Below are 13,717 nucleotides of genomic sequence, written 5' to 3' on the forward strand. Positions count from 1 at the left end.
ATTTAATCCTTTATTTCCGCTAAATTCGGTTTCAATGAAGCCGCCGCCTCTTTCGGATAGAGCCGGGCCGCATTGGCCAGGAGGGGTATCAGGTAGCGTTCGTCCCGGTAATACCGGTATTCCGCCGGACTGAGTATTTCCTCTCCCTCTATGGTAACAGCCGGTACGGGGTAATGCCTGAAAGGATCGTCATCGAGCGCCGCCAGATATCCTCCCGTACCGATAATGGTTTTGATATTTTTCAGGTTTCTTCCCCTTTCGATAAACGCCGAACCGGAAGTTGTATAGACTTCCCTCCGGGTTCCTCCGTGACGTGTTGTCGCATTGGCTGTGCAGAATCCGGCGAGCAGGGCGTCAAAGCGCTTTTCTTCCGCATCGACGGGGATGTATTCGGTCATGGTGCTCACTTTATTCAAATAAACGAGAAAGTCATCGGGGTTGAGACCCCTCGATTCGACTTCCGCTTCGAGAGTCATGCGGTCCGATTCCAACGCCGACAGGGCGCTGACCCTCATTCCCAGATCTCCCTCGACAGAGCGCTTGATCCTCGGTTCCCGGATTCCTTTCCGTATGACCTTCTCCCCGCTTACAAATGAAACTGCAGAGTAATAATCGGTCGTGGCTCCGCCCATATCGATAAAAGAGAAATCTCCCTCGAAAGCCTTTTCCCTGTCGAGAAGAGTCACATAGTCGAAAACCGCTGCCGGTGTGGGTACGGGAGCCGAACCGGTCAGCTTGACGATCGACTGAAGACCTTTTCCCTGGATGATGGTGGACATAAACGTTTCCCGGATGACATCCCGGGCCTCTTGTGGTGAGGGATTGTTCAGATCGGGCAATACGTTAGCGGCGATGAGCAGCTTTTTTCTGATGAGAATATTTTTCACTTCATCCTGAAGATCGCGGTTCCCCGCATAGAGAATGGTACAGTCAAGGTTCGATTTTGCCAGAAGTTCCGCATTATGGAGAATGTAGCTTCTGTTGCCCCCATCGGTCCCTCCCGTAAGAAGGACTATATCGGGCAGTGAAGCTTCAATCTCTTTAATATCCGAACTGTTGAGGCGATAGGAGAAAGCTTTCGTCAGTTTCCCGCCGGCGGAAAGAGCCGCCAGCCGGGCCGATTCCAAAGTCAGGTCGGGAACGATTCCGATGGCTGTTATCTTGAGACCGCCATGGGCTGAAGAGGAACAGAGGACCGGGGTATCACCGTAGGCTGTCAGTCTGAGCCGGCCGAGAATTTCCCTGAATCCGATAGACAGGTCATCGGTGGTTGTTGCCGTGGTTTCTCTGTTTTCCACCACAAGTTTTCCTTCCCGGACTGTGAAAAGAGCCCCTTTCGTCCAGGTCGAACCGATATCGATGGAAATCAGCATTTCAGATCGGCTCTCAATTCTTCCAGACAGATCTGCAGATCCACATCGGGAGTGTAAACTCTGTCATAACCCATATCTTTGAACTTCTCAACGATATGAGCCTTGTCCATTTTACCCACAACAAGATTGCCTCCCACATGGAGGACGATATCCTCAAGGCCTCTTTCCGTGCATCTTTCGCGGAAACCCATGCAGTCGATCTCCCCGTGTCCGTATAGCGAGGAAACGAGAATAGCCTCGGCTCCTGTTTCTATGGCCGAATCGATAAACTCATCCTGGGAGACCATAACGCCCAGATTGATGACATTGAAGCCGGCATCGGAATAGAACTTGTCGAGAATCTTGTTCCCCACAGCGTGGCAGTCCGAGCCGATAACGCCCAGAACAATTGTTTTTTTACACATTCCTTTTAAATACTCCTAAAAACCGAATGAGCCGGATCAAAGATCACAGCCGCTCCATTCGGTTGGAAATCTGTTCCTCTATGTAAATGAGAGAACCTCTATCTATCTGATAATCAAAATTGATAATCTTGCCGCCCCTGGCGGAGAATTTGTCCAGAGCGTCAGTCAGATCCCAGTTGTCGCTGACCGACATTTCCGAAGGGAGAATGACGACGTCCTTATTTTCAAGATAGTTGTGGAAATCGCTGCCCCGACAGTTGCAGAGATAGGAGACATCATCGGTTTCCAATCCGAAAAGAGTCATTCTGTCCTTGACGATCTGATGAAATCGCTCGGTTATGCAAATGGTACCGATACGGCTTTCCGGCTTGATGGAAGCCAGATCGATGATGGTTTCCTGTCCGAGAGTGAGAGCGGCCTGGAGGATCCTCTCCTTGAGAGCGGGGCAGATGGCGGAGAGCTCGTTGTAATGGGTCGATGTCGTCAATATCACATCGAAACCTGACAGGAGCCTTTCGGGATCTCCATTCTCAACGACATCATCGAGAAGGTATTTGCTTATTCTTGTTCCGGAAATGTACCGGAGCTGTTTTTCAAAAACCGTGAGGGCTTCGCTGTTGCAATCGACGGCGGCTATATGAAAACTGTTGATTTTCTGTTCCCTGTTCATAAGCATGAGCTGGAAAAAAGTGGTGATTTCCCTGTGGGAGAAGTTAAGGGCTTCCAGTTCCGTAAGGGCATTGTCGATCAGCTGGACGGCTCTGTCTTTCCGGCTCTGGATGAGCACATCCTGATTGCGGGAAATAAAGGAGCCGCGGCCCTGAACCACTTCCAGAACATTGTTGTTCTCCAGTTCTCCGTAGGCTTTTTTCACGGTCCCTCTCGAAAGATTTAAAGCTGTTGCCAGTTCGCGCTCGGGGACGACTTTGTCGCCGGGTTTCAGCTTTCCCTGTTTAACCATAAGGGTTATGTTCTGGGTAATCTGTCTGTAGACGGGAACCGTCGAGTTCCTGTCAATTCTCATATACAGCAACTGTACCACTCCTGCAATTGGTATATACCAATTGTTCAAGTAATGTAATCCTGAAATATGAGCTTGTCAACAGTTATAATTCGTTTATTATTCTTTCCTCTTTACTAAATACGAAAACTTGACAGATCCCGGATTGAGAGCTAATCTTAATGCAAGCGTTTGCATTGAATGTCTTTCTTCAAGTAATATTTTAAAATCAATTTTGAACAGGAAAATAGATGAAAATACAGAGTAAACTGTCACTGTTTGTTTTTACAGTGATTCTCATGTTATCGGTTAACTCTTTAATCCTCTTTTACAACAACTATACGACGGTTAAGCTCGACCATTATATGAGTCGTTCCTACAGGCTGCTCAATCAGTTTAAAGAGATTCAGAACCAGTCCAATGCCGTTCTCATAAACGATACGGGATTTAATAAAGTGGCTGAGAACTGGTTACAGGCCGTCCGCGGCTTCAAAGAACTTCTGACAGAGTATGAAGAGATCTCTCAAAATTCCTACATTCCGGAAGAAATCCGGGAGAGAGCCCGGAAGGTCAGCGGTTTATGGACCCATCTGGAAAAAGATATACAGCAGGCAAATGATGCCATTGTGGCGATCAGAACTTCTGAGCTGATAAAAAAACTGGGAAACAACAGCTTTATCCGCGTCCGGTACAGCACCGACTGGTCCCGGGAAGAGAGCGACCTCTATAAAGATGTCATGGTTCTGGAGGACAGGATGCAGAAACTTGACCGCTCCTCTGAATTTGTCGCTTTCGGGATCGAGGAGACCGTTGATAATCTGATTCTGATGATCGACGGGAGAAACTCCCGCTGGATGATTATCTCCGCAGCGGTATTTATGGTGATACTGCTTCTCTCATCGGTTTTCGTTATTCTGTTCAGCCGCAATCTCGCCGGCAGAATCGTCACAATAGAGGGTTTGATGAACAGGGCGGCGGAACGGGATCTGACAGTCCGGTACAATGTGAAAACAACTGATGAAATAGGTCATCTGGGAGGTCACCTCAATTCCGTTCTCGATTCTCTGAGAGATTTTTTCACCAGCGTCAACGGAACGATCTACCGGGCCGACGAACTGAAGGAGATCCTCTCTTCGGGGATGACCGAATCAGCTTCGGCCATGGAGGAGATTTTCAGGAATATCGAATCCTTTGAAGGGCAGTTCGAGAAGCTCGATTCGGAACTTCTTCAGTCGAGGGAGCAGATCGCCCGGCTCGACGGAGATGTGCAGACCTATTCGGGAAAGGTTTCTGTGCAGGCTGAGAAGGCCCGCGAATCAGGCGATATGATGAAGGTCATGGTTGAGGATATCGGTAAAGTCGGAAGCATTTCCTCGGAACAGAATGCCCGCGCCAGGGATCTGCTTCTGCTGGTCGAGGAAAACCGCGATTCACTTGAGAAATCCATCGAAGCTGTGGAATCGGTCGCGACGGGAATGCAGGGGATACACGATATCGTAACGGTAATAAAAAGCATTGCCGACCAGACCAATATACTGGCGATGAACGCCGCAATCGAAGCAGCCCATGCGGGAGATGCCGGAAAGGGATTTTCCGTTGTTGCCGAAGAGATCAGAAAGCTGGCCGAATCGTCGGGAGAAAATGTTTCCCGCATAGATAAGTTCCTCTCCACCATCTCTCAGGATATGGATATAACCCTTGAGCGGAGCCGGGAAAATAATGAGACATTCGAGAAGATCGGAGAGGAAGTGCTCCGTTATTCCCAGGTTATGGATGACGTTCATAAATATCTCGATTCGCTTGTTGCCAGCGGAAAAGAAGTCGAGCGGACATCGCGGGAATCGGAAGAGGTAAGCCACGACTTGAGTCAGGGGATTGGCACCATTAGCGACCGCTCCCGGACTCTTGACCGTTCTATGGAAATCATTGGAGAGCACTCTTCATCGACATTCAACGGCATCCGGGAAATAACGCTGGGTACCAAAGAGATTCTCAGCTCTTTCGATCTGATCCGCAAGTCCAATGAGGAAAATGTCGAGACGGTCAACAGCCTCCGGGAAGAGATGAAAACTTACCGGGTCGCGGAATAGCTCTTTTTCATAAATAATACGACCGGTATGGCCAGAGCCGAGAGAAGCACAGTGGCGCTGTAGGTTCTGTCCATGCCGAATCTGTCAGCCAGAAATCCCACCAGCACAGTCATGACCGAAGCGAAGAAGAAGTTTACTGTCATATAGACCCCGTTGATGAAAGCTCCCTGATCGGATTTGACATCGTGAACAGTCGCAAGGATAACCGGACCTGTCATAAACAGAAAGAATCCCGAAAGTATCAGCACCGGTATGACCAGAACTCCTGATATATTGACAAAAAGCAGCATCAGAAAAGGGTTTATAATCGAAGCTATGAGCAGGACTTTCTTTCTCCCGATCCTGTCGGAGAGAGGACCGGCGGCAAAAGTTCCCGCAGCGCCGGAGAACTGCAGAACTGACAGGGATATCCCCGCCATCCAGATCGACTGGTCCTTGCCTGTCAGATAGGTGGGAAGGTAAATCGTCAGAGCCGCTTTCATGGCTCCCCGGAAGAAGATGATTCCGCCTATGGTGAGGAAAAGGGGAAGCAGGTTGATAAATGTCTTACCGTAGCCTTTGGATTCTTCCCGTCTTTCCGGCTTGTGGACCCTAACTTTACGGAACTGGAAAAAGAGGACCAGCGAAGCGGCTATTCCAAGCGGCGCGAGACGCCAGGTTCCCTGAAGCCCCCATAGGCTGACACCTGAAAGAATGAGCAGAGGACCCAGCGTTCTGGCCAGTTCTCCTCCCAGCATATAGAAACTCATTCCCTGGCCGATTTTATTTCCCGAGAAATGTTTGATCAGAACCGGGCTGGGAACGTGAAAAAAGGCGGCGCTGATTCCCGATACGAAAACGAGAGCCGTCAGAACTATGACATTGGGAGAAAGACCGAGGAAACTCATGGAGAGAGTGGTGACCAGGGGTGCCAGAATTATGAACACGCTGATTCTTATCCGGTCGGCAATCATTCCCAGCAGGGGATTCAGAAGCTGGGGAACGCGCCGGACTACATCGAGCATTCCCGCCATAAATAAGGTGATTCCCAATTGATCGATCAGAATGGGCAGGATCGGAGCCAGAAAAGCGGAATAGGTATCATGGGTCAGATGAGCCAGTGATATAATAATTACATTTTTAGCATTGAATTTATCATCGTTTTTATTCATGGGGAGCAGTATATACCTTTTTATATATATTTGCATTACTTAGTTTTCTGTCTAAAATTAGAAGAAAAGGGAGGTACTTCATGACAGAAAAAGATTATATGAATGTTATGGCTAATGCTTATCATACTCTCGAGAGCCTTCCCGATCACGATCGGGAAGCCATTAGGATCGCCGCGGAGCAGCTCTCCGGCATGAATGCCGATCTAAGCCTGGGCCGGCTGGAAATCCATGCTTCAACCCTGGCGAAAAGCGATGTGAAAAGGCAGCTTCAGGAAATAGAAGAACTGAGTTTCGATGAGCTGGGCAGCAGCATTAATATCGAAAAGCCTTATGACGGCTCCATGACAGAGGAAGCCTGGAGCCGGTATGCAAAGGCCGGCAGAGCGGAACTGCTGTTGAAACGGTTTACTTTGCTCAGCAGGCTCCGCAGTGATGAGCCGGAAGCCTGGGATGAGGTTAATGAGCTGTTTTTTGACGATTGATTCTGACAGGTCCTTTCCTGTATCATTATAGATTTCCAAATCTCTTATGTCCTATCGAATAGTCTCTGATTTTTTTTATAAGTTTAAAAATAAAAAATTAATTATTGTAAATATACTCTAATGGAAAGTAAAATATTAAATCAAAAGGAGTATATTATGAAAAAAAGTGTTTTTGCTTTAAGCGCAGTCTTTCTGCTCTTCTGGCTCGGATCCTGTCAGCAGCCGGGACCCGGTGATCCTGAAAATCCCGACATTCCGGAAAACAAGGTTGATCTGGAACTTCTGGTTCTGGATTCATTGAACGGATCTCCTGTCGATGGAGTCGAAGTGAAGCTCTATCCTGAGGGAGATAGCTCGCCTGCTTATACAGGTGTTTCCCGAAGCGACGGTTCAGTCATTATCGCTGTAAATGAAGATGAGGCTGACATTCTCTATGATATTGTATCAGCTAAAAATGACAGGGCATCCTGCAAAATACAGAGCTTTTCCTTTGAGAATGGAAAACTTCCCGTCCTGTATAATCACGATCTTATGATGACCAGCTTTTCTGCTGAAGCTCCTTCCATAACATCTGTGGAATACTCCGGGAACGGAACGGACTGGTTTGTTGCCGAAGGCTCGATCGATTCGGCTGATCTCAACTATATCCGCGTCTCGGCAAGAGCCAGAACGGAGATTAAAGAAACAAGCTGGTGCGGCTACGGAATAAAAATATCCCTGAACGGCATCATTACACATTGGGACGGCCTGGCGGCTTCTTCTTTTGAAAAAGAAGGTGAGCAGATCGGTTCTACAGGATATTATGAAACTGTTGCCCTTTTCGATCTTTCCACTCATGATTACATGGCCGGAAGCTACTCTCTGTTTGTGAATGCCTATGATGTGGCGGCCAACAGGGTGGAGCAGACTTCTGAACTGATCATTACAACCGATGCCCCTTCAGCAGATGCCTCTCTAGCCGGAGTTATACCCGTCATTACCCAGTTCACAGGTAAAACATACAGTGTTTCCAGAGATTATTACGGAACCCCGATCGATCCGGTAAAAAGGATTGCGCTTCCCGAAGGATCGACTACATTCAACGGCGAAGGTACGACTTATTATATAGCACTGGATATCTCGATCGCAGAAGAAATCCGGAGGATAGATGTCCTCCGTTCCGACGACGGCGGCAACACCTATAAGGTTCTCGACAGAAACCTGACTTTCAGCAACCCGACCAGCGCAGGAAATTACAGCTACTCCGATTTTGATCCGACAATCGAACTGGAACATTCTTATTTTTATAAAGTTATAGCCTATAACGGCAGCGGGGCATCTGAGGAATCGGAATCAGTCAGCCTGACTCTTCTGCCTCCTCATAACACGCTGCTGACTGCTCCGGCCAACAAGTCGACATCCGATTCGCTGATGCCTGAATTCACATTTTCCATTACCAATACTGAACTTCTTGATACTGATAGAGCTCAGTATTTACAGTTTCAACTCCAGATCCGCGATACTACGGCGCCGATTTACTCACTTCCCATAAAATGGGACAGAGTTAACAATACTCTTGATATTTTAGGGAATGCTGTGCCTTCGGAATATGTCGGGTATTTTGTCAATGAGGATACGGCAGCCGGAACCATTACGGTTTATTATTCCGGTTTCAATCTCATTTTCGGATTATCCGGTCTGGAAGCAGGGAAAACTTATGAATGGAATATCATAGATGAAGGCCACGGCACCTATTTTTCCAATGAATACTACAACAACGACGGAACGATACTGCTCGGACAGGAACAGTCTCTGGCTTCAAACAGTGCCAGCGGACAGGGAACCTTGAACGGATGGTTTACACTGACCATTTCCGATATGGCGCAGTAGGAGGAATAGAATATGAAATCAATTAAATATATTGCCATATTTTTTTCAGCAGCCCTTTTTGTTACGGGTTGTGATACGGCATTGGCACCCGGGATCTCAGGCGATCCTGCCACAGTTGTTCCGGAAAAGGAAGTCTCCTTCGATTATTCCGATCTTCCCGGGGAAAGCTCTTTCTTTTCTCCCGGCTCGGAACAGGATCTGATAAACGAGACCCATTACGGATATCTGATTGTCAGGATTGAAGATTCCTTTAAGGAAAAGGTCATCACCGACGCGGGAGCCGTAGTGGTGAACAGAATGGAAATGAATGGCGGGCGTTATTTATATGTCAGGAAAAACAGAGAAGTTCTCAAGCTACTCAAAACTCTCAATAATGCTCCGGGCGTAGTTTACGCCGAGCCGGATATGATCAATGAGATGTATTCGGCCGTAACCTACAGCGATGATCTGAACGACCCCAGGATAAACAGTTCCCAGTATTCCTATCATATAACCGGCCTCGGAGAAGCTTTGAAGACTTACGGCGTCGGGGAATATGACGTTTTTATCGCTACCATCGATTCGGGAATAAACAAAACACATGAGGAGTTCGGCTCTGTCTACGGCGCCCATCCCGGGTATTCCATGTTTGATAAAACCGGAGATGCCGGATCTGTTTCATATACTTTTGTCGGGCCCGGAAATGATCCTGTTGCTATGGACGGCTCCAATTGGGACAGCAATCCCGGGGAAGGCCACGGAACTCATGTTTCGGGTACCATACTGGCGGAAGGAAATAACGGGCTCGGCGTGACCGGCGTCTGTCCCGATAACGCGACTTATCTTTTCTACAAATGTTTCGCCGATGACGAAAACGGAAACAGCGTGGACGGAAGCGGCTCCACATGGGCCGTGTACGGATCTTTCAAACATCTGGTTGATTACAAAGTCGCCAATATCGATTCCGATTATACCGTTCCGGTCAATATGTCTCTCGGAGGCGATTATGCCAGCTACTACGCCATTGATGTGATCAACTATGGTCTGGAAAACAAAGTCGTTGCGGTCGTGGCATCGGGTAATGACGGATTTAACATTTCCGCATTCCCCGCCGCTTACCAGGGCGTCATCGCCGTGGGCGCGACAAACGGGAGGGACGAAAAAGTCCACTTTTCCAATTCGGGCAAACATCTGTCTGTCTCGGCTCCGGGATTCAATATCATTTCCGCTGGAAACACGGCGGTAGACGAATACGTGTATATGTCCGGGACATCTATGGCAACGCCTTTCGTAACAGGTCTGGTCGGGCTTATGCTCACCCATGATCCGACCCTTTCTCCCGCTATGATCAAGCACATACTCGAATCGACGGCCGACGATAAAGGCGCTCCCGGGTTCGATGAGGATTACGGTTGGGGCAGAGTCAATGTCGCCGCAGCCATAGAGGCCGTTATCAATCTCAGTCCCTCCGATTCATCGCCTTATTCGGAATATCTCCTTCAGGCTAATGTGACAAACAGCGGTATCGGAGTTGCGGCGGTGCCGGTTTACCTCTACAAGTCTACGGGAGAATTTGTCGCAAGCTCTCTTTCCAGCGAAAGCGGCATAGCTTCATTCGGGCTCCTGAGAGAAGGGGATTACATTTTAAAAACTTTCTATTTCGGCGAATCTCTTTCCGATGATTCAGATCCGGTAAAAGTTGTATCTTTTAACAATCCCCTTGGGAATGTCGTTGTAGATTTCGCCTATGATTTTCCGATCTATAACATCATTACAGCGACGAACGAAGGAACGGCAGGAACAGACACAGTTATTGAACTGTACCGTGTGGACGATAGCGACCCGGCCAATCCGGCATTTGAATTCATTCTGGATTATGATAGAGGGGCTCTCGATCAGACTCAGTATCCCCTTCAGAGGGGAGAGGATTATGTCATCGGCATTACCGCTTATGTCTCGGACGGTTCTCCCCTGGACGGCCATTATGCCATACGCATCTCCGAAGATAATCCGGATCCATCCTCATACACCGGTTCAGCAGCGTTGACAGATGGAAATGATGATATGGAACCGAATGATACGGAAGCTGACGCTTATGTAATCAATCCGGAACAGACATATAATGCCTATCTGGATGGAGAGGAATACGATTTCTATAGGATCAGCATTCCTGCGAATTAAATCTATGCTCAAGGAGTTCCTGCACAGGGACTCCTTTTAAGGAGTGCGAAAATGAAATATCTCAGATGCGGAAAGAAACAGACTCTCTCCATATTGATTCTGATAACTGCAATGTCTTTCGGCTTTCCGCGAGGCGCAATTGATGACGAACAGGTTTACGATAGGCCGGATTTTTCCCGAATTATCAGTTTCTATAAAACTAATCCTTCTGATAGCTATAAGGTCCTTAGGTATAATGGGGCTACTGTCATATACCGCATGTCGGCAGGTTTTCCCCGGGAAATCAGGATTGAAGATTTTAACTGGAGCGATGACGTAGTTATCAATTTTGATATGGCGGACGGAAATTCGGGAAAAGTTCAGTGGAAAGATTTTTTTCTATATTGCCAGACAAATACTTATGAACCGCCCAAAGGCTCGAGAGTAATGCTTGGTGTCTTTAGACATAACAGAGGAAACAACAGAATGGAGTTCCTGTCCTTCAGTGGAGGCAGAGGAACTGTTAGCTCAAGACCTGTTGCCGCAGCGGACAATCTGGAAATCAGAGATAATTCAGTTTCCCTTGTCGAGTGCACGCTCGAAAGGATTGCCAATTCTCCTGGCGGAAAAGATCAGGAAAAAATCATCATCAACCGGATCTGGTACGCAGAGTAATCGGATAAAGATTCTCGAATTCTTTTAAATCCCGGAGACAGGAAGCATTTCTATATAAGTGATTCATTCTATGGATTAGATATCAGTAGTGTCGTTTAGAGTTTCCGGTATGTTAGTCTCTACTTATGTGTCTCCTCGGTATTTCTCTATGTTCCTCAATTGTGAGTTAGTACTCCTTGTATTTGTCGTACGAGACGTTACTCACAGCTATGAAAAAGCCGAATTCGGCGACTGAAAACACCACCATGGCCAAAGGCACCCAGATAGCAAATCTCCCGATTCTAAGAAAATATAGATCCAGCGCTTCATAATAAAAGCTGCCCAGCAGCCCCGCTCCATTGGATGCCACGATCGCCTGAACCCACAATCCCAGATCTTCATTGATCTTCCGAAGAGGGAAATAGATAATCATAGGCAGAATACAGGTTATGAGGCCAATGGCCAGAGGGATGAGAACATTTCTGTTTTTTGAAGAGATGAGCAGGGTGAAACTCACCGTGGCCATTACGCTGGCCAGTCCGGCAAACATCATAATCCATTGGAGCTGCCCTATATTCCAGTCGGGAAGACTTACGGCTGAATATACTACCTGCATGGATGTTTCAGTGCATTCCCAACCGAAAAGACTATTTGAAATGAATATATATAAGGAAATACTAACCCCGTACAAAAGGGCGCTTACGCAAATTGATGTTATAATTCTTACGTTGGCCAGCCGTATCCCTCCATATTTCGTGCACCGCAAAATATCTTCAGCTCCGTTCTGATAATCTGATGAGAAAACCGGAGCCGCCAGAAATGTACATGCCAGTAGTATGATGAAGGAAAGCAGGACCTGATAATCCATGGCGTCTCCGTTGGTGCCGAAAAAAAACAGGGGCAGCTGAACCCTCTTATACATTTCTATCGACGTTGACCGTACCACCCGATGATCCTTCTGTTCTGTTTCCATTATGCCTTCCAATCTCTCTTCGAATCTGTCATAAAAGTTCCCGTCTAAGGTCTCGGGATCTATCTGGAGAATAGAAGGCGCAAATCCCGTATCCGGATCGGCGAGGACTTCTTTGACTTTGTGCACCAAAAGCGAATAAGGCTCTATTCTTTCTGTGTATACTTCGACCGGCAGATCATATTGTGATTCCACTCCGTATTCCCGGAGACATTTCTGAGATATCTCTACAGCCAGCCTGAATTTCTCAGGCGTCACAATGCCGATAATATCTTTCTGCAGATCTCTTTTGAAAACGATGGCATCCAGTCCTTTGAGCGTCTCTGCTTTTCCCGATTTGTCGTAGTGGAATGCTTCCTGGGAGATAACAGGTATCATAGCCAGAACTATGGAAAAGAAAAATGAAACAAAGATGATAATCATCGTTTGCCGCCTCTTCAAAACTCTTTTAAATTCAAGAATCAATAATCTGTTCATAGGTCTTCCGCCTCTTTCTCTTCCTGCGGGAACATCCATAAATACAGATCTTCCAGGGACGGCTTCCGGGATATAGAGCTGTCGTTTACCGGTTTTTCAGCCAGATACCGGATCGAAACCCTCGATGCATCTACGTTCCTGGTGTTAACAATCCTCACTTTCCGATCATATTCATAGAGATCTCTGATAGATATGACGCTGCTCCATACATGGTTCTCCACTGTTCTGACCAGATCTGCCGTTGTGCCGCAAGAGAGGAGCTTTCCCTCTTTCATAACAGCGTTCATGGTCGCTATGTATTCAACATCCGAAACGATATGAGTCGAAATGATCACGATGCGATCGCGGGCAAATTCTGAAATCAGATTTCTGAATCTGATCCTCTCTCCCGGATCCAGACCGCTCGTCGGCTCATCGAGGATCAGAATTTCCGGTTCGTTGAGCAGAGCCTGGGCAATACCGACTCTCTGCTTCATGCCTCCCGATAATTTTGTAATTTTTTTATTTTTCAGCTCGGTAAGATTCAGCTTCTCTGTCAGATCCTCTATTCTTTCCAAAACATCTGCCGCGCCGAGCCCTTTGAGCGCACCGATATAATTCAGGTAGTCATTGACTGAAAAATCCGGATCAAAACCGAAATTCTGAGGAAGATATCCCAAAATATTTCTGTACTTTTCCTGCAGTTCGCCTATGGGGATTCCGTTATAGGTGACAGAGCCGGAAGTCGGTTTGATAATACCGGCGATAATCCGCATCAATGTGGTTTTTCCAGCCCCGTTTGCACCTAAGAGCCCCCAGACTCCAGGCGTGATTTTTAATGAGAATTTGTTTACAGTTTTTTTTTCTCTGAAGTGCTTTGAAATTTCATGTATCTCCAATTCCATTATATCTGCCTCATTTGATTAATTAACTTATGAAATTTCATCCGGCAATATCTGACTGTTTCAGCTATTGCCTGAATATGATAAATGATATTGAGATTATATAGTTGGTTCTAAAATAATAAAAGATGTATAATATTAAACATTATAAATAAAATTTATTAAGGAAGCGATTTATTTAGAAGTTTTCCAAAGTGATCAGCATATAGCGTTTTCAGGAGAAGTAT

Annotated in this window: 11 protein-coding genes; 5 read left to right on the top strand and 6 right to left on the bottom strand. The window is 46.9% G+C overall.

The window, feature by feature from the left end; translation table 11 throughout:
* Nucleotides 1-2: 2 nt before the first annotated feature.
* From glmL to HNR50_RS07290, 3 genes are read right to left on the bottom strand one after another with little or no spacing between them, the layout of a single operon-like run.
* Complete coding sequence (gene glmL, locus HNR50_RS07280; RefSeq protein ID WP_184745367.1) at nucleotides 3-1,373, bottom strand: methylaspartate mutase accessory protein GlmL; 1,371 nt, start codon at nucleotides 1,371-1,373, stop codon at nucleotides 3-5.
* Nucleotides 1,367-1,777, bottom strand: a complete 411-nt coding sequence (glmS, locus tag HNR50_RS07285; protein ID WP_184745369.1) for a methylaspartate mutase subunit S — start codon at nucleotides 1,775-1,777, stop codon at nucleotides 1,367-1,369. Before glmS ends, glmL begins: the two co-directional genes overlap by 7 nt.
* Before the next feature lie 43 nt (nucleotides 1,778-1,820).
* On the bottom strand, nucleotides 1,821-2,801 hold the full coding sequence (locus HNR50_RS07290) for a GntR family transcriptional regulator (RefSeq protein ID WP_184745371.1): 981 nt from the start codon (nucleotides 2,799-2,801) through the stop codon (nucleotides 1,821-1,823).
* A 227-nt stretch (nucleotides 2,802-3,028) separates the two neighbouring features.
* Between HNR50_RS07290 and HNR50_RS07295 the strand changes: the two genes are divergently transcribed.
* Entirely contained in the window at nucleotides 3,029-4,867 is a 1,839-nt protein-coding gene (locus tag HNR50_RS07295; protein WP_184745373.1) for a methyl-accepting chemotaxis protein, read from the top strand.
* On the opposite strand, the gene HNR50_RS07300 is transcribed toward HNR50_RS07295, so the two are convergent.
* Nucleotides 4,849-6,018 (bottom strand): MFS transporter, encoded by a 1,170-nt coding sequence (locus HNR50_RS07300; RefSeq protein ID WP_184745375.1) that lies wholly within the window; start codon nucleotides 6,016-6,018, stop codon nucleotides 4,849-4,851. The two genes, HNR50_RS07295 and HNR50_RS07300, sit on opposite strands and share 19 nt — an antisense overlap.
* A gap of 80 nt (nucleotides 6,019-6,098) precedes the next feature.
* On the opposite strand from HNR50_RS07300, the gene HNR50_RS07305 reads away from it, so the two are divergent.
* The 4 genes from HNR50_RS07305 to HNR50_RS07320 all read left to right on the top strand — a co-directional run bounded on the left by HNR50_RS07305 (nucleotide 6,099) and on the right by HNR50_RS07320 (nucleotide 11,183).
* Nucleotides 6,099-6,500, top strand: coding sequence for a hypothetical protein (locus tag HNR50_RS07305; RefSeq protein ID WP_184745377.1), 402 nt, complete (start codon nucleotides 6,099-6,101; stop codon nucleotides 6,498-6,500).
* Between the two features lie 156 nt (nucleotides 6,501-6,656).
* Complete coding sequence (locus tag HNR50_RS07310; protein WP_184745379.1) at nucleotides 6,657-8,369, top strand: hypothetical protein; 1,713 nt, start codon at nucleotides 6,657-6,659, stop codon at nucleotides 8,367-8,369.
* Nucleotides 8,370-8,381: 12 nt separating this feature from the next.
* The gene (locus HNR50_RS07315) at nucleotides 8,382-10,529 is read left to right on the top strand and encodes a S8 family peptidase (RefSeq protein ID WP_184745381.1); all 2,148 of its coding nucleotides are present in this window, start codon (nucleotides 8,382-8,384) and stop codon (nucleotides 10,527-10,529) included.
* A 51-nt stretch (nucleotides 10,530-10,580) separates the two neighbouring features.
* Nucleotides 10,581-11,183 (top strand): hypothetical protein, encoded by a 603-nt coding sequence (locus tag HNR50_RS07320; RefSeq protein WP_184745383.1) that lies wholly within the window; start codon nucleotides 10,581-10,583, stop codon nucleotides 11,181-11,183.
* 166 nt (nucleotides 11,184-11,349) lie between these two features.
* Here the strand turns inward: HNR50_RS07320 and HNR50_RS07325 are convergent, their stop codons facing one another.
* Entirely contained in the window at nucleotides 11,350-12,609 is a 1,260-nt protein-coding gene (locus HNR50_RS07325) for a hypothetical protein (protein WP_184745385.1), read from the bottom strand.
* Nucleotides 12,606-13,493: an ABC transporter ATP-binding protein gene (locus HNR50_RS07330; protein WP_184745387.1), complete on the bottom strand. Its 888-nt coding sequence runs from the start codon at nucleotides 13,491-13,493 to the stop codon at nucleotides 12,606-12,608. Before HNR50_RS07330 ends, HNR50_RS07325 begins: the two co-directional genes overlap by 4 nt.
* Between the last annotated feature and the right edge of the window lie 224 nt (nucleotides 13,494-13,717).

Source organism: Spirochaeta isovalerica, from assembly GCF_014207565.1.
Classification (GTDB): Bacteria; Spirochaetota; Spirochaetia; order DSM-2461; family DSM-2461; genus Spirochaeta_F; species Spirochaeta_F isovalerica.